This window comes from Streptomyces sp. NPDC001220 (genome assembly GCF_053597895.1).
The window spans coordinates 213,515-233,729 of the sequence record NZ_JBSFJE010000016.1 but is presented as its reverse complement, the minus strand read 5'-3'; the positions used below and the strand labels follow the sequence as shown (position 1 = coordinate 233,729).

The window sequence follows — 20,215 nt, the reverse complement described above, 5'->3', positions numbered from 1 at the left end:
AGTTGACGCAGAGCGATGTGCGGGGGGAAAAGCCTGCGGTCGAGGACACGATGTCCCTCGCACCGAAGACATCCGGGGCGCCGGTCGGTGCGGGCGGCGGCCGTCGTAAGGGCGGCAAGGGCGGCAAGGGCGGCGGCCCCAACGGGTCGCACGGCTCGAACGGCGGCCGGCGCAGACGCGGACGGCGCGCGTTGCGCTGGTCGGCGACCGTGCTGTCGGTGGTGGTCCTCGGTACGGCCGGTGCCGGTTACCTCTACTACGAGCACCTGAACGGCAACATCCACAAGGGCCGGCGCGACATCGGCGACGCCAAGGCGCGGAGGACCGCGGCCAACGCGGCCGGTCAGACGCCGCTGAACATCCTGCTGATCGGCTCCGACAGCCGTAACTCCGACGAGAACGTGAAGCTCGGCGGCGCCAAGTACGACCGGGGCAGCCCGCCGCTCGGGGATGTCCAGATGCTGATCCACCTGTCGGCGGACCGCAAGAGCGCGGCGATGGTGAGCATCCCCCGGGACACCCGCGTCGACATCCCCAAGTGCACGGACCCGGACACCGGCAAGGTGTATCCGGCGACCAACACCATCATCAACGAGTCGCTGGCCCGCGGCGGCGCCGGCTGCACGCTGGCCACCTGGGAGAACCTCACCGGGGTCTACATCGACCACTGGATCACGATCGACTTCGCGGGCGTGGTGAAGATGGCGGACGCCATCGGCGGCGTCGACGTCTGTGTGAAGCAGAACGTGTGGGACCGGCCGACGGCCGCGGTGTCCGGCGGCTCCGGACTCAAGCTGACCGCCGGCACCCACAAGGTGCAGGGCGAGCAGGCCCTGCAGTGGCTGCGCACCCGGCACGCCTGGGGCAGTGACCCGCTGCGGGCCAAGGCCCAGCACATGTACCTCAACTCGATGATCCGGACGCTGAAGGGGCAGAACGTCTTCACCGACACCGGCAGGCTGATGGACCTGGCCGAGGCGGCCACCAAGTCGCTGACGGTCTCCGAGGAGATCGGCACCCCGAAGAAGCTCTACGACCTGGGCATGCAGCTCAAGTCGGTGCCGACGGACCGCATCACCTCGCTCACGATGCCGAACCTCCAGGACCCGCAGAACAAGGACCACCTCGTGCCGGACACCGCCAACTCCGACAAGATGTGGCAGATGCTCCGCGACGACGTGGCGTTCGACAAGAACGGCGCCGCCAAGGAGAGCAAGAAGCCCACGGCGACCGCCGCGGCGACCAAGGCGCCCTCCGTCCCCGCCGGCCAGCTCGGGGTACTGGTGCAGAACGCCACCGGGAGCTCGACCGAGGCCGCGGTCCCCGGCCGGGCCCGGACGGTGGCCACGGAACTCGGCGCCAAGGGCTACACCAGGGCGGCGACGGACACCTCGTCGGCCCCCGAGTCCGTGGAGAAGACGGTCGTGGAGTATCCGAGCGCGGACCTCCAGGGCGACGCCCAGGCGGTCGCCAAGGCGCTGGGGATCCCGGTCGACCAGGTGAAGCAGACCACCGATGTGTCGGGAGTCACGCTCGTCGTCGGTGCCGACTGGCGCGAGGGGACGACGTATCCCAAGCAGTCCGCGCCGAAGGCCGGTGACCTGCCCGAGAACTCCGACGCCATCAACGGCTCGGACACCAAGCAGTGCATGGACGTGTACGCGCCCTACCGGTGGCAGTAGCCCCTGCCAGGCCGTTACGGACGGCGCGGTCTCTTCGCCTACAGGTCCCCACAGCTACGCACAGGCAACTCCTAAACGACTGCATGACACTGCCGCCGTGCCCCGGTGCCCAGGTACCCGGGTGTCGGGTGCGGCGGCGGTGGCGAGCGGGAGGGCGGGCAGTTGGTGCGCGGCAATGTGCGAGGGGAGGTGTCCGACGTGGCCGTGGTCGACGACACGATGACCTTGACGCCCCAGGGCGGTGACGGTCGGCACGGCGGCAGACGGCGCGGCGGCGGGGCGGACGGTGACCGCGGGCGGCGCAGACGCCGGGTGCTGCGCTGGTCGGCCTCGGTCGTGGTCCTGGCGACAGCCGGCACCGCCACCGCCGGATACCTCTACTACGAGCACCTCAACGGCAACATCAGGAAGGAGTCCCTGAACATCGGGGACTCCAAGGACCGCGCGGCCCGGTCGAAGGCGAACGCGGCCGGGCAGAAGCCCCTGAACATCCTGCTGATCGGCTCCGACGCCCGGGACACCGCCGAGAACCAGAAGCTGGGCGGAGCCAAGGACATCGGCACCGCCGCCCGCGCCGACGTGCAGATGCTGCTGCACGTCTCGGCGGACCGCACCAACATGTCGGTGGTGTCCATGCCCCGCGACACCCTGGTCGACATCCCCCGGTGCACGGACACCGACACCGGCAAGGTCTACGCGGCGACCTCCGACACCATGACCAACTCCTCCCTGGAGCGCGGCGGCCCCGGCTGCACGGTGGCCACCTGGGAGAAGCTCACCGACATCCACATCGACCACTTCATGATGGTCGACTTCTCGGGCGTGGTGTCCATGGCGGACGCGATCGGCGGGGTGCCGGTGTGCGTGGACGCCGACATCTACTCGCACACCGCCACGGGACACGGCTCGGGCCTGAAGCTGAAGAAGGGCACCACCGCCGTCGAGGGCGAGCAGGCCCTGCAGTGGCTGCGCACCCGGTACGGCTTCGAGGACGGCAGCGACATCGCCCGCACCAAGGCCCAGCACATGTACATGAACTCGATGGTCCGACAGCTGCGCGCCAACGCGACCCTCAGCAACCCCGACAAGCTCCTCAAGCTCGCCGAGACGGCCACCAGGGCGCTGACGGTGGACAACGGCCTCGGCACGGTCTCCGAGCTCTACGGCCTGAGCAAGGAGCTGAAGAAGGTCCCCACCCAGCGCATCACCATGACGACGATGCCGTGGGTGTACTCCTCGGACGGCAACCGCGTCCTGCCCAAGCCCACCGACGCGGCCAAGCTGTGGCGGCTGGTCCGCGAGGACATCGCCCTCGACGGCAAGGACAAGAAGAAGACGGCCACGACGAAGGTCACCGACAAGGCGGCGGCCGACGACGAGATCGCCGTACAGGTGCGGAACGGCACCAGCGGCGGCACGGAGTCCGCGGTCACCGGCCGGGCCGCCGCCGTCACCGAACTCCTCGTCGGCAAGGGCTTCACGAAGGCGGCCGCCGACACCTCGGCGCCGCTGAGCGAGGACCGGACGCTGGTGCGCTATCCGAGCGCCGACCTGGCGGGCGACGCCCAGCGGGTCGCGAAGGTGCTGGGCGTCCCGGCCGGCCAGGTGAAGAAGTCCACGGACGTCGACGGGGTCACGCTGGTGGTGGGCGCCGACTGGCGCTCGGGCACGAAGTACACCGCCGACGACGACACCACCCCGGCCTCGGCGAGCGCCCTCAACGCGGCGGACACCAAGGCGTGCATGCACGTCGACCCGGACTACACCTGGTAGTCCGGGCCGCGCTGACGCAAGCGGATGCTCAGCTGGAGGAGGACGGGCTGAGCACCGCGGGGCGGCGGGACGCGATGACCCGCTTCGCCAGCGCCCTGGGGCTGGTCAGGAAGCCGTACCCCCACGACATGTGCATGGTGGCGAGGGCGAGCGGGATCTGGAGCCGCGCCTTGAGGGGCAGCCCCTTGCCGGCCGGGAGCGACCCGGCGGCGATCGCGGCGAGATAGCCGCCGGGGATCACGAACCCGAACGGCGTGACCAGGGCGCCGACGACCAGCCCGGCCGCTATCGCGCACACCGCCGTGGGCGGGGCGAGGTAGCGCAGGTTGATGGAACCCTCGTGGTAGCGGGCGACGACGTGCCGCCAACGGCCGTAGTCCTTGTACTGCTTGGCGAGCGCCCTCATGCTCGGCCGCGGCCGGTACGACACCCGCAGCTCGGGCGAGAACCAGATCAGGCCACCGGCCTCGCGGATCCGGAAGTTCAGCTCCCAGTCCTGGGCGCGGATGAACTCCTCGTTGTAGCCGCCCTGTTGCTCCAGGGCCTCGCGGCGGAAGACACCGAGGTAGACGGTCTCGGCGGGACCGGCCTCGCCGCCCGTGTGGAAGGCGGCGTTGCCGACGCCGATCTTCGAGGTCATGGCCGCCGCGACCGCGTGCTCCCAGGCGTTCTCGCCCTCGGCGTGCATGATGCCGCCGACGTTCATCGCGCCGGTCTCCTCCAGGAGCCGTACCGCGGTGGCGATGTAGTTCGGGGAGAGCATGCCGTGGCCGTCCACGCGCACCACGATCGGATGCCGGGAGGCCTTGATCGCGGCGTTCAGCGCGGCCGGGGTGCGGCCGGTCGGGTTCGGGACGGTGTGCACGCGGGGGTTGCCCGCCACGAGCTGCGCCGCGATCTCGTCCGTGCGGTCCGTGGACGGACCGAGGGCGATGACGACCTCCAGCTCACCGGCGTACTCCTGCGCGAGGATCGCTTGGACGGCCCCACGCAGATGCCGCTCCTCGTTGAGGACGGGCATGATCACAGAAACTGCGGGGTGCCGCACGTCGGACTTGGCGTTCATAGGGGGCTCACGTTACCGCGAACGGGGGACACCGGTGCGCGCCGCCGGTGCCAAGCCGCGGGCTGAAGGTCGTATCGGCCTACCGTGCTCACGGATCCCACGTACGGCCTCGTCCGGAGGTGTCCTTTGGCCGCCAGCCCGCCCCGGTCCCCCGCCCGGCCCGCCCGGCCGCAGCGTCGACCACAGCCCACCCGTCAGGCCCCGCGGCCGCCGGTACGACCCGCGAGGCCCCGGCGGCCGCGCTGGGCCATGCGGGCCGTGACCACACTCTCGGTGGTGGTGCTGGCGTCGGCCGGGATCGGACACTCCGTGATGGCCAGTCTCGACGCGGACATCGCGCGGGTCGACCCGTTCAAGGACATGAAGAACCGCCCGGCCCCCGGCCACGGCATGAACGTCCTGCTGGTCGGCACCGACGGCCGCGACAAGATCACGGAGCGGGAGCGGCGGAAGTACCGGCTGGGCGGGGCGCCCTGCCACTGCACGGACACGATGATGATCGTGCACATCTCGGCGGACCGGGAGCGGGCGACGGTCGTCAGCCTGCCGCGCGACTCGTACGCCGAGGTCCCGCCGCACACCGACGAGACGACGGGCCGGGCGCACAGCGCCCACCCCATCAAGCTGAACGCGGCCTACGCGGAGGGCGGCCCGCAGCTGACCGTCCGCACGGTCGAGGCCATGACCCACCTGAAGATCGACCACTATCTGGAGGTCGACTTCATCACGTTCATGCGGACCGTGGACGTGCTCGGCGGGGTCCGGATCTGTACGCCCCAGCCGCTGAAGGACTCCTACACCGGCCTCGACCTCTCCTCCGGCACGCACAGGCTGAACGGCGGCCAGGCCCTGCAGTTCGTCCGCTCCCGGCACGTCGACGGCGCGAGCGACCTCGGCCGGATGAAACGGCAGCAGCGGTTCCTGGCCGCGCTGATCGAGCGGGCGTCGTCGTCGGGGGTGCTGCTCAACCCGATCAAGTTCCGGGACGTGACGCGAGCGGTGCTGGGCTCCGTACGCGCCGACATGGGCTTCGGCACGGACGAACTGCTGGACCTCGGCCGGGCGATGCGGAACTTCTCCCCGTCCTCCTCCGAGTTCACGACCGTCCCCATCGGGCAGCTGGGGTACGCCGTGAAGGGCATCGGCTCGACGCTGAAGTGGGACCAGGCCAGGTCGAACCAGCTGTTCCAGTCCCTGCGCGAGGACAAGCCGCTGGCGCCGCCGGCACCCGCGCGGCCGGCCCGTCCGGCGCCGGCGACCGTGGAGGTGGCGCCGGCACAGATCCATGTGCAGGTGGAGAACGGCACGGGGACGGCGGGGCTCGGGCGGCAAATGGACGCGGCACTGGCGGCGGCGGGGTTCGCGACGAACCACCAGCCGGTGACCGCCGCCCGGCACGACGTGCGGCGGACGGTGATCTCCTTCGACCCCCGCTGGGACCGCTCGGCCCGGTCGCTCGCGACGGCCCTGCCGGGGAGCGAGCTGCGGGCGGTGAAGGGGATGGGCCCGGTGCTGCGGGTGACGACCGGGGCGGACTTCAAGGGGCCGGCGAGTGTGCGGAAGGTACGGGCCGAGTCCCCCGCGCAGGGGGACTCCTCTGTGATCAGGGGAGATGAGACGGTGTGCTGAGGGTCGCGTCTCGGCTGCGGGTGCGTGGGGGTTGTTCGCGCAGTTCCCCGCGCCCCTGAAAAGCGGGGTGCTGCACGAGCGCTTCTTCGGGGGCGCGGGGAACTGCGCGACAAGCCCGCACGACCCGCACCCGGCCGACGGCCCGGCGCGGTACCGCCCTAGTCCTCGAAGCCCTCGGCCACCCTGCGCTCGCGCAGCTCGCGGATCTCCCGGCGGCGCGCCAGCCGGTGCGTGCGCCTGATCTGGGCCTCCTGATTGCGCCGGCGGTCCCGGTCGGTCTCCGGTATCACCGGCGGTACCCGGCGCGGCTTGCCGTCGGCGTCGACCGCCGCGAAGACCAGGTAGGCCGAGCCGACCTGGGTGGCGGGGTTCGACTCGTTCCAGCGTTCGGCGAGGACCCGTACGCCCACCTCCATGGACGTCCGGCCGGTCCAGTTGACCTGCGCCTTGACGTGGACCAGGTCACCGACGCGGACCGGCTCCAGGAACGCCATCTCGTCCATGGACGCGGTGACGGCGGGACCGCCCGAGTGGCGCCCGGCCACCGCGCCCGCCGCGTCGTCGACGAGCTTCATGATCACACCACCGTGCACCGTGCCGAGGAGGTTGGTGTCGTTGTGGGTCATGATGTGGCTCAGCGTGGTCCGGGACGCGGACGTCGGCTTGCCGGGAATATCGGACTCCGCCTCGGGGGCCTGGTCTGTCATGGCCCCCACCTTATGCCGAAGTGACAATCACGGAATTTGTGTCGGGTTCGCAACAGCGGTGCCCTGATTTCCCGACGGCCCTTGTAAGAGGTATGGGCGCTGCCTGCACACTGGGGCCCATGAGCGAATGGCCCCAGGGACGGTCGAACGACAGCCGCGGCAACCAGTACGGACGCGGTAGCGCAAGCGCGCAGCCTGAGGGTGCCCGCGTGATGCGCCAGGTACGGCGCGGGGAGCCGTCGGCGCCGCCGTACGGCGCGCCGCAGCAGGGGGGCGGCGGCTACGCCGGCGTCCCGCAGCAGCCGGCGTACGGCAACGGGTACGACGACGGCTCCGGGTACGACAACGGGTACGACAGCGGCTACAACACCGGCCAGGTCTACGGCGGCGGCCCCGGGAGCGGAGGACCCGGCGGCACCCGTGAGCGCGGCCCGCGGCCGGCTCCGAACTGGCGCAAGCGGATCAAGTGGACCGCGATCGTCGTCCTGAGCGTGCTGATCGTCACATCCGTGGCGACCTACTTCTGGGCCGACTCCAAGCTGCACCGGGACGTCGACCTGTCGAAGGTCATCGACCGTCCCGCGGCCGGCGCGGGCACCAACTACCTGATCGTCGGTTCCGACAGCCGCAAGGGCATGTCGGCCGACGAGAAGAAGAAGCTGCACACGGGGTCGGCCGAGGGCCAGCGCACGGACTCGATGATGATCCTGCACGTCGGCGACAACGGCGACACGCTGATCTCCCTCCCCCGCGACTCGGACGTGGAGATCCCCTCGTACAAGGGGTCCACGTCCGGCAAGGTCTACCAGGGCACCGGCCGGCACACGAAGCTGAACGCGGCCTACGCGGAGGACGGCCCGACCCTGCTCGTGCGCACGGTCGAGTACAACACCGGGCTGCACATCGACCACTACGTGGAGATCGGCTTCGCCGGCTTCGCGGACATCGTGGACGCGGTCGGCGGGGTCACGATCGACATCGACAAGGGCTTCACGGACAAGTACTCGGGCGCGAACTTCAAGGCGGGCAAGCAGACCCTGAACGGCGAGGAGGCCCTCGCCTTCGTCCGCACCCGGCACGCCTTCGCCGCGTCCGACCTGCAGCGCACCAAGAACCAGCAGAAGTTCCTGGCGGCGCTGGCCCACCAGGTGGCCACCCCCTCGACGGTCCTGAACCCCTTCAAGCTCTACCCCACCCTCGGCGCGGGACTGGACTCCCTCACCGTCGACAAGGACATGAGCCTGTGGGACCTGGCCTCCATGTTCTTCGCGATGAAGGACGTCAACGGCGGCGACGGCACCTCGATGAACATGCCGGTCTCCGGCTCCACGGGCGGCAACCTCGTCTGGGACAAGGCCAAGGTCAAGACCCTGGTCGACGAGCTGAAGAACGACCAGAAAGTCACCGTCACCGGCAACTGAGACCGGTCGTACGCGGTTCGGGGGCACCCTGCGGGGTGCCCCCGCGCCGTTTCAGCGGGGTGTCACATGGACGCGCCGGCCATCGAGCGGCACATCTCGGCGCAGCGGCGACACGCGTCCGCGCAGCGCTTCATCTGCGGATCGTCCGGCATGGACATACACGCCTCGGCGCACATGTCGCAGGCCCTGGCGCACATCGCGCACATCTCGGCCGACAGGGGCGAGCGCCGCATCATCATGTCGGCGCACATCCGGGTCATCTCGGAGCAGTCCATCAGCGCGCGCATGATCCTCATGTGGGCCTGGCCACCGTCCATGGACATGCAGGAGCTCATGGTCTCCTCGCACATCGTGTGGGCGGCCATGCACGCGTTGACGCACTCCTGCATCTGCTTGCTCATGGCGGTCATGGGTCCGGTCTGGGTCATGGCTCCTCCAGGGGAGAGGGGGAAGGGCCCGGGGCAGGCCCCGTTCGTCTTCGTTCCTAAGCCCGACCGACCGGTAGCGCCATTCGGCGACAGCCGGATCCCTCTCGGCCATACGGCTCCGACCTGTACGAACACCTCTCGGCATGAACCGCGTCGGAAGCGCCATCACGGCCGTGCTGTAGGCGAGCAGCACCGGCGTAGGTTACGCGGTTCCCGTTCCGCCAATTGTGATTGCTCGATACGCCTGATCCTCGAGAGAGGGGAACCCGGTCCATGAAGGTCACGAAGCTGGCCAGCACGTGTCATTCACGGACTGCCCGACGATCTACGCAACGGCTCGCGCACGTCCTGGTTCAGGCGAGACGCCAACCGATCACGGCTTTCAGATTCCCGCTCACGAAACCATGGTCGAGATCCCGATGGAACTGATCCAGAAGGCCATCCGTGACAACCTCATCCAGGACCCTCGGCGAGCTCTTTCATCAGATTTGCCCGCATGGGTCCACCTGCTCAAGGAGAGGCCCCAGCTCCCTGGAGGCTCATTGCGTGCCGCCTCAGTGACAACGAATGTCAGCTCTGACCGTCCCCAAGCGTGACGAAGGCCGCAAGTACCTCCGCTGCTTTCTCGGTCAGTTCTCCGCCGGCCTTGCCCGCGACAGTGGTCAGGTACCCCTCTCTTCGCGCGCGCTTGAGGTGGTCCTTCACGGTCTCAGGGCGGCGACCGATGAGCCGTGCCAACCATGGAACAGGTGCCGGAGCACCCAAGTCGGCCATGGTCTTGTAGGTCGTGGCCAACATGGCCAAGTAGGACTCTGACACGCCTTCGTTGGTCAGCAGCAGGGCCGCCGACGATGCCGCTTCCTCCACCTTCGCCGTCACCTCCCCCATGCCCTGTTGCAGTTCGGGGGCCTTCTCCGCCAGCTTCACGGCCGCCGCCAGGTCGAACCTGCGCAGAACAGTCGTGGAGATCCCGCGCGCCACGTCACGAGCGGCAGCACCTTCGGACGACTCGACAGTGATCCGCTGAGGCCCTCCGGTGACCGGCCCGGTCGGCCACCACATGCGGATCACCCAAGCCCCTTGCTCCTGGGTAATTTCGAACCCGCTCCCATCCGCTTCCACGCTTCCAACGTACCACACAGGGTGGCCCACCCTGTGTTGACAACCCAGGGTGGGCCATGAGCAAACTTGAGATGCCGGCGAGTGGCCGGCGCGACGGCGGGGGGCCGCACATCGGCAGCAGGGAGAGGGGGCCGCCTCAGTGGCAAGGGCATGGGTCGCACAGTCGATGGACGACCTGAAGGAACAGGAACTCGATGCCGGTACCCACCTGGACGACCGGTTGGGCAGGCAGCCTGTGACGGCCGTCTGGGAACAATGGACGAATCAAAGGAAGCTGGAGAACAGCACGAAGAAGCAGTACCGGTCCATCCAGAAGACGACCATTGAGCCGTTCTTCAAGGCCCGTCCGATTGCGTCCTTGAAGGTTGCCGACGTTGAGCAGTGGCTCTTGTGGATGGAGCAGGACCGGAAGCTCTCGGCCCGCACTCGGCGTCAGCGGTTCTCGTTCTTCTCCGGGATGATGGACTGGGCTGTCGTCAACGAGATCATCGGCCGGGACCCGTGCAAGGAGGTCAAGTGTGCCGGGAGCCGCGCCAAGGAGATCAGGGAACACAAGAACACCGCACGGCGACTCACGACGCAGGAAGTCCTGGCGATGCTGGATGCCGCTCCTCCGCGATACCGGGCAATGCTGTGGCTCATGGCCGGGTGTGGTCTGCGGCTGGGTGAGGCCATGGCGGTGTCCCGCGATCAGATCGATTTCAAGGCCGAGACGCTTCGCGTCGACTTCCAGATTGCGGAGGACGGAGCCACCGAGTCGGGGAAGAACAGCGCGATCCAGCGTCGGCACATCAAAGCTCGTGACGAAGGCGAGCCAGGGCGTTCCGTCCCTCTCCCGCCGAACGTCGCCTTCGAGCTTCAGCGGCACATCAAGAACCACGGCGTATGGGGGCCGGAGCGGCTTCTCTTCCCCAATGTGACGCGGACTGGCTACCTCTACGCCTCGTACTTCTACCCGAAGATCTGGATGGAGGCTCTGGGCAAGGGGCAGGTGAAGTACTGCAAGGCTCACTCACTCCGGCACTACTACGGGTCGCGGCTGCTCTACGCCCGAGTCCCCGAGAACGATGTGGCCGACTGGATGGGCCACAGCAGTACGGACGTGCTGAGGGAGCACTACCACTACATCTTCGAAGGGGCTGAGCAGCGCGGTCGGGCCGCCATCGCCACGATGTTGATGCCCGGCGCCGACGACCCGACGGAGGCGTCGGAGGTCGCCTGATCCGCGTACGACAACAGCCCCCGGCGTCGCGCCGGGGGCTGTGTTATTTGTGCAGGTCGGTGGCTGTTTTCAGCGCTAGGGAAGGTTCCTTGCCATCACGATCCGCTGCACTTGGTTCGTACCCTCATAAATCTGGGTGATCTTCGCGTCGCGCATCATGCGCTCGACCGGGTAGTCGCGGGTGTAGCCGTAGCCGCCGAGGAGCTGGACGGCGTCCGTGGTGACCTCCATGGCGGTGTCGGAGGCGAAGCACTTCGCCGCGGCGCCCTGGAAGGTCAGGTCGGCGTCGCCGCGCTCGGAGGCGGCCGCGGCCTGGTAGGTGAGGGCGCGGGCGGCGGCGATCTTCATGGCCATGTCGGCGAGCATGAACTGGATGCCCTGGAAGTCGCCGATCGGCTTGCCGAACTGCTTGCGCTCCTGGACGTAACCCTTGGCGTAGTCCAGCGCGCCCTGGGCGACGCCGAGCGCCTGGGCGGCGATGGTGATGCGGGTGTGGTCCAGGGTCTTCATCGCGGTGGCGAAGCCGGTGCCCTCCGCGCCGATCATGCGGTCGGCGGGGATGCGGACGTTGTCGAAGTAGACCTCACGGGTCGGCGAGCCCTTGATGCCGAGCTTCTTCTCCGGGGCGCCGAAGGAGACGCCCTCGTCCGACTTCTCGACCACGAAGGCGGAGATGCCCTTCGAGCGCTTCTCGGGGTCGGTCACGGCCATCACCGTGTAGTACTCGCTGACGCCGGCGTTGGTGATCCAGCGCTTCACGCCGTTGAGGACGTAGTGGTCGCCGTCGCGGACCGCCTTCGTCCGCATGCCGGCCGCGTCGGAGCCCGCCTCCGGCTCGGAGAGGGCGTACGAGAACATCGCGTCGCCCTTGGCCAGCGGCGCCAGGTACTTCTTCTTCAGGTCCTCGGAGCCGGAGAGGATCACCGGGAGCGAACCCAGCTTGTTCACGGCGGGGATGAGGGAGGAGGAGACGCAGGCGCGGGCCACCTCCTCGATCACGATGACCGTGGCGAGCGCGTCGGCGCCGGCACCGCCGTACTCCTCGGGTACGTGCACGGCGTGCAGGTCGTTGGCGACCAGCGCGTCGAGGGCCTCCTGCGGGAAGCGGGCCTCCTCGTCGACCGCGGCCGCGTACGGGGCGATCTTCGCCTCGACCAGCGCGCGGACGACGTCGCGGAGCATGTCGTGCTCCTCGGACGGGCGGTACAGGTCGAAGTCAGCCGATCCGGCCAAGGTCTCTCACTCCAGACGCAGTGGTGCTGACGCTAATTACTGTTAAGTAACTCAAAGTTTAGAGCGCGGCCCACGGAACGGTGACGTGAGGTACGCGACAGCGGGAAAGTTGCCCGCAGGAGGGCCCGGTTATGCTCGGCCCCGCAGCAGCATCAACGTCCCCGAGCTGGAGCATTCCATGAGCCTCAAGATCACTGTGATCGGCACCGGTTATCTCGGCGCCACGCATGCCGCGGCCATGGCGGAGCTCGGCTTCGAGGTGCTCGGCCTCGACGTCGTACCGGAGAAGATCGCCATGCTGGAGCGCGGCGAGACCCCGATGTACGAGCCGGGCCTCGACGAGTTGCTGCGCAGGCACGTGGCGGGCTTCGAGGGTTCCAGCGGGCGGCTGCGCTTCACCACCGACTGGGCCGAGGTGGGCGCCTTCGGGGACATCCACTTCGTCTGTGTGAACACCCCGCAGAAGCACGGCGAGTACGCGTGTGACATGTCGTACGTCGACTCCGCGATCGCGTCGCTGGCCCCGCATCTGACCGGGCCCGCGCTCGTGGTCGGCAAGTCGACCGTGCCGGTCGGTTCGGCGGAGCGGCTGGCCGCCTACCTCGCCGCGAACGCGCCCGCCGGCGCCGACGCCGAACTCGCCTGGAACCCGGAGTTCCTGCGGGAGGGCTTCGCCGTCCAGGACACCCTGCACCCCGACCGGATCGTGGTCGGCGTGCGCAGCGAGCGCGCCGAGAAGCTGCTGCGCGAGGTGTACGCGACGCCGGTGGGCGAGGGCACGCCGTTCGTCGTGACCGACTTCCCGACGGCCGAGCTGGTGAAGACGTCCGCGAACTCCTTCCTCGCCACCAAGATCTCCTTCATCAACGCCATGGCCGAGGTGTGCGAGGCCGCGGGCGGTGACGTGGCCAGGCTGGCCGAGGCGATCGGGCACGACGACCGGATCGGGAAGAAGTTCCTGCGTGCCGGGATCGGGTTCGGCGGCGGCTGCCTGCCGAAGGACATCCGCGCCTTCATGGCGCGCGCGGGTGAGCTGGGTGCCGACCAGGCGCTGACCTTCCTGCGCGAGATCGACTCCATCAACATGCGGCGCCGGGGGCAGATGGTCGAGATGGCCCGCGAGGCGCTCGGCGGCGGGTCGTTCCTCGGGAAGCGGGTCGCGGTGCTCGGCGCGGCCTTCAAGCCGGACTCGGACGACGTGCGGGACTCGCCGGCGCTGAACGTCGCCGGGCAGATCCATCTGCAGGGCGGCCAGGTGACGGTGTACGACCCGAAGGGCATGGCGAACGCCCGGCGGCTGTTCCCGACGCTGGGCTATGCGGAGACGGCGCTGGAGGCCGTGCGGGGGGCCCATGTCGTGCTGCATCTGACGGAGTGGCGGGAGTTCCGGGAGCTGGATCCGGCGGAGCTGGGTGCGGTGGCCTCGTCGAAGGTGGTCCTCGACGGGCGGAACGCGCTGGAGCCGGAGGTCTGGCGGCGGGCGGGGTGGACGTACCGGGCGATGGGGCGGCCGACCGCCTGAGGCCGCGGGTGCGTGGGAGCGGCCGACCACCTGAGGCCGCGGGTGCGTGGGGGCGGCCGACCACCTGAGGCCCCGGGTGCGTGGGGGCCGGTCGACCGCCTGAGGCCGCGGGTGCGTGGGGGCGGCCGACCGCCTCAGGCCGCGGGTGCGTAGGGCCGGTCGCGCCCAGGCGGCGGTGGCCGCGCATCGACACGGCCCCGCGCCCCGGACGGGGGCCCCGGGCAGGGCGTTGGGGGCAGCTGTCCGCCCAGGTCGGAAGGACGACACCGGTTCGGCCGAGGCTCAGTCGGCCGAACCGGTGTCTTGTCGCATTCTGCACCATGCGGCACAGGTGTGACCGGTGAACTGCCTGTGCCTTACTTGTCCTTGGCCCGGTACCGGCGCATCTTCGCGCGCGCCCCGCACACCTGCATCGAGCACCAGCGGCCGCGTCCGGCCGGGCTGCGGTCGTAGTACGCCCAGTGGCAGGTGTCGGCCTCGCAGACCTTGAGGCGCATCCAGGTGCCCTCGACCAGGGCCGTGGCGACGGCGGCGGCGATCCGGGAGAGCAGCGGGGCCGAGCCGGCGGGGGTGAGGGCCGCCGAGCCGTCCGCGGGGTCGACGGTGACGTACAGAGGGGCCTGCGCGAGCAGTTCGCCCAGCGGGGTGACCTCGCGGTGCGGGAGGTGTCCGGCGTGCGCGAGCAGGGCGGCGCGCAGGGACTCGCGCAGGGCGCGGGAGAGCGGGAGTTCGGCCTCCGTGATGCCGAGGCGTGCCCTGCCGTCCGGTGTGTCGAGCGTGTCGGCGCCCGACTCGATGTCCAGCGTGTTCACCAGGGTCTCGACCAGGGCCAGGCCGCCCGGCGCGGGCGATCTCTCACTCATCCCTGCAAGCCTCCCGAATTCCCTTGCGAGGTTACCCCCGCTGCGGGAGCATGCGGTAACGGTGACTGGTTACCCGGCTCTACAGGTAACAAGCAACTCGGACCTCGAGGAGGAAGTCATGGCTCTCGCCAAGCTCGGTGCCGTCGTCCTGGACTGTCCCGACCCGTCCGCGCTCGCCGGTTTCTACGCCGGGGTGCTGGGCGGCAGTGTCGAGGGGGACGAGGAGTGGGTGGATCTGACGGTGCCCGGCGGGCAGGTGCTGGCCTTCCAGAGGGCGCCCGGTTTCGTGCCGCCGAAGTGGCCCGCGCCCGACGACTCCCAGCAGTTCCACCTGGACCTGACGGTGGGCGATCTGGACGCGGCCGAGAAGGGGGTGCTGGAGCTGGGGGCGAGGCCGCTGGACGCGGCGGACAGGGGGCGCACCTTCCGGGTGTACGCCGACCCGGCTGGGCACCCGTTCTGTCTCTGCGCCGGCTGACCCAGGAGGACTCATGGCAATCGTCGCCCGTCTGCGCAACGTAGTGATCGACTGTCCCGACCCGCTCGCGCTGGCCCGCTTCTACGCCGCCGTCGCCGGAGGCACCCCGGTGGTGGAGGACGACGAGTGGGTCGTCCTCCAGGTACCGCACGGACCGCGGCTGGGCTTCCAGCGGGTGGCGGGGTACACGCCGCCCGAGTGGCCGCGGGCCGACCGCAACGCCCAGCAGCTCCATCTCGACTTCGACGCGGGGGCGACCTGGGAGGAGGTGGACGCGGCCCACGAGAAGGTGCTGGCGCTGGGGGCGCGGCCGCTGGACCTGGAGGACCGGGAGAAGAAGGACTTCCAGGTGTACGCCGATCCGGCCGGTCACCCCTTCTGCCTGTGCCGGATCCCCTGACCCCCTGAGCCCCCCTGAGCCCCCCTGAGCTCCCTGAACCGGATCTTCCCTGAACGGGATCTCCCCTGATCACGCCGTCCGGATCGGCCGGGGCGGGCTCACGTCTCCGCGTCGGCCGGTCCCGGTCTGCCCGGGATCGGCTCGCGGCGGCCTTGGGCCGCGCGGGCGGTGAAGTCGGCGCTGCGCAGGACTCGCTGGACGTTTCCCCAGGTCAGCAGGGACAGCTCGATGTCGGACCAGCTTCGCCTGAGCAGTTCGGCGATCAGGTGCGGGTAGCGGGAGGTGTCGGCGAGGTCGCGGGGGTGGGCGGCGCCGGAGTCGTAACTGCCGGACAGGGCGACGCACTCGGGGCCGGCCACGATCCGGACGTGGTCGAGGTGGTCGGCGACGTCCGCGACGGTCGGCCCGGACTGCTCGGCGGTGAGCGGCACCATGCACAGGCCCCGCTGCTCGCCGAGCTGCGCGAGCAGCGCGTCGGAGAGGTTGGCGGGGTGGGGGCGTACGGCTGCGGCGGCGGAGCGGGTGCACAGGACCGGCGTCTTGGACAGGGCGAGCACCCGGGCCAGGACGCTCTCCGGGGCGCCGGACAGGTCGGCCAGCACACCGAGCCGGTTCATCTCACGGATCACCTCCTCGCCGAACCGGGTCAGCCCCTCACGGTCGGCCCAGTCGGCGCCGGCCAGCGAGAGCACGCGCAGGCCGAGGGAGTTCAGGACGCGCAGGATGCCGAGGGAGTTGTCGACGGCGGCGGCGGAGGCGGGGCCGAGCACCACGGCGACCCGGCCGCAGTTGCGGGCGTCGATGACCTGCCCGGCGGTGCGCACCAGCCGGAGCCCCTCCGGGTGCGTCTCGACGACCCGGCGCACCAGGTCCAGCTGTTCCAGCGTGGCCCCCACGGCCCGGCCGCCGCGCTCCTGCTCCGGCAGGTCCAGGGACCAGAACAGCGCGCCCACGTGCCCTTCGCGCAGCCGGGGCACGTCCGTGTCCACGGCCGCCTCGCCCAGCTCCAGGTCGTACCAGGGCAGCGGCCCCAGCGCCCGCGGCAGCCCGCTGTAGCCGTCCGCGACCGGGTGCGCGTCCAGCAGGACACGGGCCCGTTCCAGGAACTCGGTGTCGGGCACCAGGGGGAAGGGGTCGTCCGGGAGGCTGTCGTCCTCGCCGACCTCGGTCGTGGCGGGAATGTCGTGGAGGTCGGCCATTGCGGGCTCCGTACGTCGTCGTGAGCTACGTCGTGATGGGGCTGTAGCCCACCGTCGCACGCCCGCCCGGGAGGGTTCCTGGTGGACGCGGCGTTCGGGGGTACGGCCGCCCGGTCCGGTCACCCTGAACCGGCGGCCGCACGAACCCGACCGGCCCGGCCGTCCCGACGTCCCGACGTCCCGCTCGCCCTCCGCCCGGCCTACCGGCGGAGGGAGATCCGTTCTCCGTGGGCTGACGGCCCTTCAGTCAGCCCGCTCACGGGAGAGGCCGGCACCGGCCTGCGCCGCCGACGTGCCCCTGTGGACGACCTGCTGCCGGTCATCCGCGGCCTCGCGGCGCTGACGGTGTCCCTCTCGGCCGACCCTGGTGGCCCGCGCCGGCATCCGGACGGGTGTGCCGCCGAAGGCCCGCTGGATCGGCGCGGTCGACGGCGGCCGGACCTCAGCCGTCCAGCGACTCGATCGTCGCGTTCGACGGTCCCCGTGTCCCCTGGAGGTCCCGGGCCACGTCCTCCGCCGCGCCCAGGACGCGGACCGCGTTCTGCCAGGTGAGCTTGGCCAGGTCGGGGCGGGACCAGCCGCGGTCGAGGAGTTCGGCGATCAGGTTGGGGTAGCCGGAGACGTCGTTCAGGCCGTCGGGGGTGAAGGCCGTGCCGTCGTAGTCGCCGCCGATGCCGATGTGGTCGATGCCGGCGGTCTCGCGCATGTGGTCGAGGTGGTCGGCGACCGTGGCGGTCGTCGCGACCGGGCGCGGGTGGCTCTCCTCGAAGGCGCGGTGGACCTTCATCGCGTCCTCGGTGGTGTCGAGGTGGTGGAAGCCGTGCGCGCGCATGTTGTCGTCGGCCGCCGCCGTCCAGTCGACCGCCGCCTGGAGCACGAACTTCGGCACGAAGGTCACCATCGCCACACCGCCGTTGGCGGGGAGGCGTTCGAGGACGTCGTCCGGGATGTTGCGGGGGTGGTCGCAGACGGCCCGGGCGGAGGAGTGCGAGAAGACCACCGGGGCGGCGGTGGTGTCGAGCGCGGCCCGCATGGTCGTCGCGGCCACGTGGGAGAGGTCCACCAGCATGCCCAGGCGGTTCATCTCCCGCACCACCTCGCGGCCGAAGGCGGACAGACCGCCGACCTTCGGCTCGTCCGTCGCCGAGTCCGCCCAGTCGTTGTTGTCGTTGTGGGTGAGCGTCATGTAGCGCACGCCGAGGGCGTACAGGCCACGCAACGTGCCCAGCGAGTTGTCGATGGAGTGGCCGCCCTCCGCGCCCATGAGGGAGGCGATCCGGCCCTCGGCGCGCGCCGCCTCCATGTCGGCGGCGGTCAGCGCGGCCCGCAGGTCGGCCGGGTAACGGGCGATCAACTGCCGTACGCAGTCGATCTGTTCGAGGGTCGCCGGAACCGCGCCCGGCAGGTCCGAGCGGACGTACACCGACCAGAACTGCGCACCCACCCCGCCCTCGCGCAGGCGCGGGATGTCGGTGTGCAGATGCGCGTTCTGGTGGCCGGCGATGTCACGGGCGTCGAGGTCGTAGCGGACCTGCTCGCGCAGTGCGTAGGGCAGGTCGTTGTGGCCGTCGACGACCGGGAACTCGCGCAGCAGGGACCGGGCTTCGTCGGATGAGGTCATTGCGTATTGCTTCCCGGTGTCCTACTTGCCGAAGCCGAAGCCGTTCGAGCCGCTTTCGACCTTTGACCGCAGGCGCTTGCCCTTCTCGGTCGCCTGGTCGTTGAGGTCCTGCTGGAAGTCCCGCATCCGGGCCAGGAGGTCCTCGTCGTGCGTGGCCAGGATGCGGGCGGCCAGCAGGCCCGCGTTACGGGCGCCGGCGACCGAGACCGTGGCGACCGGGACACCGGCCGGCATCTGCACGATCGACAGCAGGCTGTCCATGCCGTCGAGGTACTTCAGCGGGACCGGGACGCCGATGACCGGGAGGGGGGTCACGGAGGCGAGCATGCCCGGGAGGTGGGCCGCTCCCCCGGCACCCGCGATGATCACCTTCAGACCGCGCTCCGCCGCCTGCTCGCCGTACGTCACCATCTCGCGCGGCATGCGGTGCGCGGAGACGACGTCGACCTCGTACCCGATCTCGAACTCGTCGAGGGCCTTCGCGGCGGCCTCCATGACGGGCCAGTCGGAGTCCGAACCCATCACGATGCCAACAACAGGGCTCATTGGGTGATCGTGCCTCTCAGGTAGCCGGCAGCGTGACGTGCGCGTTCGAGAACGTCGTCCAGGTCGTCGCCGTAGGTGTTGACGTGCCCGACCTTGCGGCCCGGCTTCACGTCCTTGCCGTACATGTGGATCTTCAGTTTGGGGTCGCGGGCCATGCAGTGCAGGTACGCGGAGTACATGTCGGGGTAGTCGCCGCCGAGGACGTTGACCATGACCGTCCACTTGGCGCGGGGCCGCGGGTCGCCCAGGGGCAGGTCGAGAACCGCTCGCACATGGTTGGCGAACTGGCTGGTGATGGCGCCGTCCTGGCTCCAGTGGCCGGAGTTGTGCGGGCGCATCGCCAGCTCGTTGACGAGGATGCGGCCGTCGCGGGTCTGGAACAGCTCGACGGCGAGGTGGCCGACCACGCCCAGTTCCTTCGCGATCCGCAGGGCCATCTCCTCGGCCCGCAGGGCGAGGGACTCGTCCAGGTCGGGGGCGGGCGCGATCACCGTGTCGCAGACGCCGTTCACCTGCTGGGACTCGACCACCGGGTAGGCGACGGCCTGGCCGTGCGGGGAGCGTACGACGTTGGCGGCCAGCTCGCGGACGTAGTCGACCTTCTCCTCGGCGAGGACGGGCACGCCGGCGCGGAACGGGTCGGTGGCCTCCTCGGCGGTCTCCACGACCCAGACGCCCTTGCCGTCGTAGCCGCCGCGGACGGTCTTCAGGACGACGGGGAAGCCGTCGCCCTCGGCCGCGAACCGGACCACGTCCTCCGCGTCGGTCACGATCCGGTGCCGTGGGCACGGGACGCCGATCTCGGTGAGCTTCGCCCGCATCACGCCCTTGTCCTGGGCGTGCACCAGAGCGTCGGGGCCGGGGCGCACGGGGATGCCGTCCGCCTCCAGGGCCCGCAGATGCTCGGTGGGCACGTGCTCGTGGTCGAAGGTGATCACATCGCAGCCGCGCGCGAACGCGCGCAGTGTCTCCAGGTCGCGGTAGTCGCCGATGACGACGTCGCTCACCACCTGGGCCGCGGAATCCTGAGGAGTGTCACTGAGGAGCTTGAACCTGATGCCCAACGGGATGCCCGCTTCGTGCGTCATACGCGCGAGCTGGCCCCCGCCGACCATGCCGACTACCGGGAACGTCACACCCCCAGGGTATCGGCCGCGCCACAGTGGCCTGATTCCACGCCCGCGACCAGGGCTCTTACCGGCCGCTTCGCCTCCTCTTGCCCCGCTTTTCCCGTGCTCTTTCCAAGCCGTTCCCGACCTGTGTCGTCATCCACGGGCATGGGACATACTGGATCGTTAGCATG

The 20,215-nt window shown here is 70.1% G+C and carries 18 protein-coding genes and 1 pseudogene; 9 read left to right on the top strand and 10 right to left on the bottom strand.

Annotation, left to right across the window (positions count from 1 at the left end):
• Positions 1–50: 50 nt before the first annotated feature.
• Positions 51–1,682 carry an LCP family protein gene (locus ACWDGI_RS33970; protein WP_450765692.1) on the top strand — a complete coding sequence of 544 codons (1,632 nt, stop codon included), beginning with the start codon at positions 51–53 and terminating at the stop codon, positions 1,680–1,682.
• Positions 1,683–1,901: 219 nt separating this feature from the next.
• The gene (locus tag ACWDGI_RS33965) at positions 1,902–3,455 is read left to right on the top strand and encodes an LCP family protein (RefSeq protein WP_450765756.1); all 1,554 of its coding nucleotides are present in this window, start codon (positions 1,902–1,904) and stop codon (positions 3,453–3,455) included.
• Between the two features lie 28 nt (positions 3,456–3,483).
• Here the strand turns inward: ACWDGI_RS33965 and ACWDGI_RS33960 are convergent, their stop codons facing one another.
• Positions 3,484–4,521, bottom strand: coding sequence for a glycosyltransferase family 2 protein (locus ACWDGI_RS33960; protein WP_450765690.1), 1,038 nt, complete (start codon positions 4,519–4,521; stop codon positions 3,484–3,486).
• Between the two features lie 126 nt (positions 4,522–4,647).
• On the opposite strand from ACWDGI_RS33960, the gene ACWDGI_RS33955 reads away from it, so the two are divergent.
• Positions 4,648–6,150, top strand: a complete 1,503-nt coding sequence (locus ACWDGI_RS33955; RefSeq protein WP_450765688.1) for an LCP family protein — start codon at positions 4,648–4,650, stop codon at positions 6,148–6,150.
• 158 nt (positions 6,151–6,308) lie between these two features.
• Here the strand turns inward: ACWDGI_RS33955 and ACWDGI_RS33950 are convergent, their stop codons facing one another.
• Complete coding sequence (locus tag ACWDGI_RS33950) at positions 6,309–6,857, bottom strand: acyl-CoA thioesterase (RefSeq protein WP_351738700.1); 549 nt, start codon at positions 6,855–6,857, stop codon at positions 6,309–6,311.
• Positions 6,858–6,976: 119 nt separating this feature from the next.
• On the opposite strand from ACWDGI_RS33950, the gene ACWDGI_RS33945 reads away from it, so the two are divergent.
• A complete protein-coding gene (locus ACWDGI_RS33945; RefSeq protein WP_450765686.1) occupies positions 6,977–8,278 on the top strand; it encodes an LCP family protein in 1,302 nt (433 codons plus the stop codon).
• A 62-nt stretch (positions 8,279–8,340) separates the two neighbouring features.
• On the opposite strand, the gene ACWDGI_RS33940 is transcribed toward ACWDGI_RS33945, so the two are convergent.
• A complete protein-coding gene (locus tag ACWDGI_RS33940; protein WP_450765684.1) occupies positions 8,341–8,706 on the bottom strand; it encodes a four-helix bundle copper-binding protein in 366 nt (121 codons plus the stop codon).
• Positions 8,707–8,979: 273 nt separating this feature from the next.
• On the opposite strand from ACWDGI_RS33940, the pseudogene ACWDGI_RS33935 reads away from it, so the two are divergent.
• Positions 8,980–9,164, top strand: a pseudogene (locus tag ACWDGI_RS33935) (hypothetical protein); the annotation flags it as partial.
• A 112-nt stretch (positions 9,165–9,276) separates the two neighbouring features.
• Here the strand turns inward: ACWDGI_RS33935 and ACWDGI_RS33930 are convergent.
• Positions 9,277–9,828, bottom strand: coding sequence for a hypothetical protein (locus tag ACWDGI_RS33930; protein ID WP_450765682.1), 552 nt, complete (start codon positions 9,826–9,828; stop codon positions 9,277–9,279).
• Positions 9,829–9,967: 139 nt separating this feature from the next.
• Here ACWDGI_RS33930 and ACWDGI_RS33925 point away from each other — a divergent pair, with 139 nt between their 5' ends.
• Positions 9,968–11,050 (top strand): tyrosine-type recombinase/integrase, encoded by a 1,083-nt coding sequence (locus ACWDGI_RS33925; RefSeq protein ID WP_450765680.1) that lies wholly within the window; start codon positions 9,968–9,970, stop codon positions 11,048–11,050.
• Between the two features lie 75 nt (positions 11,051–11,125).
• On the opposite strand, the gene ACWDGI_RS33920 is transcribed toward ACWDGI_RS33925, so the two are convergent.
• Positions 11,126–12,283: an acyl-CoA dehydrogenase gene (locus tag ACWDGI_RS33920; protein WP_450765678.1), complete on the bottom strand. Its 1,158-nt coding sequence runs from the start codon at positions 12,281–12,283 to the stop codon at positions 11,126–11,128.
• A 178-nt stretch (positions 12,284–12,461) separates the two neighbouring features.
• Between ACWDGI_RS33920 and ACWDGI_RS33915 the strand changes: the two genes are divergently transcribed.
• On the top strand, positions 12,462–13,805 hold the full coding sequence (locus ACWDGI_RS33915) for a UDP-glucose dehydrogenase family protein (protein ID WP_450765676.1): 1,344 nt from the start codon (positions 12,462–12,464) through the stop codon (positions 13,803–13,805).
• Between the two features lie 356 nt (positions 13,806–14,161).
• Here ACWDGI_RS33915 and ACWDGI_RS33910 read toward each other — a convergent pair whose 3' ends face one another.
• Positions 14,162–14,668 carry a CGNR zinc finger domain-containing protein gene (locus ACWDGI_RS33910; RefSeq protein ID WP_450765674.1) on the bottom strand — a complete coding sequence of 169 codons (507 nt, stop codon included), beginning with the start codon at positions 14,666–14,668 and terminating at the stop codon, positions 14,162–14,164.
• A 118-nt stretch (positions 14,669–14,786) separates the two neighbouring features.
• Between ACWDGI_RS33910 and ACWDGI_RS33905 the strand changes: the two genes are divergently transcribed.
• Together ACWDGI_RS33905 and ACWDGI_RS33900 are read left to right on the top strand one after the other, a co-directional pair.
• Positions 14,787–15,146, top strand: coding sequence for a VOC family protein (locus tag ACWDGI_RS33905; RefSeq protein ID WP_450765673.1), 360 nt, complete (start codon positions 14,787–14,789; stop codon positions 15,144–15,146).
• Positions 15,147–15,159: 13 nt separating this feature from the next.
• Positions 15,160–15,546, top strand: a complete 387-nt coding sequence (locus ACWDGI_RS33900) for a VOC family protein (protein ID WP_450765671.1) — start codon at positions 15,160–15,162, stop codon at positions 15,544–15,546.
• A gap of 98 nt (positions 15,547–15,644) precedes the next feature.
• Here the strand turns inward: ACWDGI_RS33900 and ACWDGI_RS33895 are convergent, their stop codons facing one another.
• The 4 genes from ACWDGI_RS33895 to ACWDGI_RS33880 all read right to left on the bottom strand — a co-directional run bounded on the left by ACWDGI_RS33895 (position 15,645) and on the right by ACWDGI_RS33880 (position 20,048).
• Positions 15,645–16,745, bottom strand: coding sequence for a dipeptidase (locus tag ACWDGI_RS33895; protein WP_450765669.1), 1,101 nt, complete (start codon positions 16,743–16,745; stop codon positions 15,645–15,647).
• A 442-nt stretch (positions 16,746–17,187) separates the two neighbouring features.
• Complete coding sequence (locus ACWDGI_RS33890; RefSeq protein WP_450765667.1) at positions 17,188–18,366, bottom strand: dipeptidase; 1,179 nt, start codon at positions 18,364–18,366, stop codon at positions 17,188–17,190.
• A gap of 21 nt (positions 18,367–18,387) precedes the next feature.
• Positions 18,388–18,912 (bottom strand): 5-(carboxyamino)imidazole ribonucleotide mutase, encoded by a 525-nt coding sequence (gene purE / locus ACWDGI_RS33885; protein ID WP_450765665.1) that lies wholly within the window; start codon positions 18,910–18,912, stop codon positions 18,388–18,390.
• Complete coding sequence (locus ACWDGI_RS33880) at positions 18,909–20,048, bottom strand: 5-(carboxyamino)imidazole ribonucleotide synthase (protein ID WP_450765663.1); 1,140 nt, start codon at positions 20,046–20,048, stop codon at positions 18,909–18,911. Before ACWDGI_RS33880 ends, purE begins: the two co-directional genes overlap by 4 nt.
• Between the last annotated feature and the right edge of the window lie 167 nt (positions 20,049–20,215).

What these genes read in the sequence shown, in the direction of transcription:
- ACWDGI_RS33970 (WP_450765692.1), top strand. Translation starts at nt 51, where the DNA reads ATGTCCCTCGCACCGAAGACATCCGGGGCGCCGGTCGGTGCGGGCGGC.
- ACWDGI_RS33965 (WP_450765756.1), top strand. Translation starts at nt 1,902, where the DNA reads ATGACCTTGACGCCCCAGGGCGGTGACGGTCGGCACGGCGGCAGACGG.
- ACWDGI_RS33960 (WP_450765690.1), bottom strand. Translation starts at nt 4,521, where the DNA reads ATGAACGCCAAGTCCGACGTGCGGCACCCCGCAGTTTCTGTGATCATG.
- ACWDGI_RS33950 (WP_351738700.1), bottom strand. Translation starts at nt 6,857, where the DNA reads ATGACAGACCAGGCCCCCGAGGCGGAGTCCGATATTCCCGGCAAGCCG.
- ACWDGI_RS33945 (WP_450765686.1), top strand. Translation starts at nt 6,977, where the DNA reads ATGAGCGAATGGCCCCAGGGACGGTCGAACGACAGCCGCGGCAACCAG.
- ACWDGI_RS33940 (WP_450765684.1), bottom strand. Translation starts at nt 8,706, where the DNA reads ATGACCCAGACCGGACCCATGACCGCCATGAGCAAGCAGATGCAGGAG.
- ACWDGI_RS33915 (WP_450765676.1), top strand. Translation starts at nt 12,462, where the DNA reads ATGAGCCTCAAGATCACTGTGATCGGCACCGGTTATCTCGGCGCCACG.
- ACWDGI_RS33910 (WP_450765674.1), bottom strand. Translation starts at nt 14,668, where the DNA reads ATGAGTGAGAGATCGCCCGCGCCGGGCGGCCTGGCCCTGGTCGAGACC.
- ACWDGI_RS33905 (WP_450765673.1), top strand. Translation starts at nt 14,787, where the DNA reads ATGGCTCTCGCCAAGCTCGGTGCCGTCGTCCTGGACTGTCCCGACCCG.
- ACWDGI_RS33900 (WP_450765671.1), top strand. Translation starts at nt 15,160, where the DNA reads ATGGCAATCGTCGCCCGTCTGCGCAACGTAGTGATCGACTGTCCCGAC.
- ACWDGI_RS33895 (WP_450765669.1), bottom strand. Translation starts at nt 16,745, where the DNA reads ATGGCCGACCTCCACGACATTCCCGCCACGACCGAGGTCGGCGAGGAC.
- ACWDGI_RS33890 (WP_450765667.1), bottom strand. Translation starts at nt 18,366, where the DNA reads ATGACCTCATCCGACGAAGCCCGGTCCCTGCTGCGCGAGTTCCCGGTC.
- purE (WP_450765665.1), bottom strand. Translation starts at nt 18,912, where the DNA reads ATGAGCCCTGTTGTTGGCATCGTGATGGGTTCGGACTCCGACTGGCCC.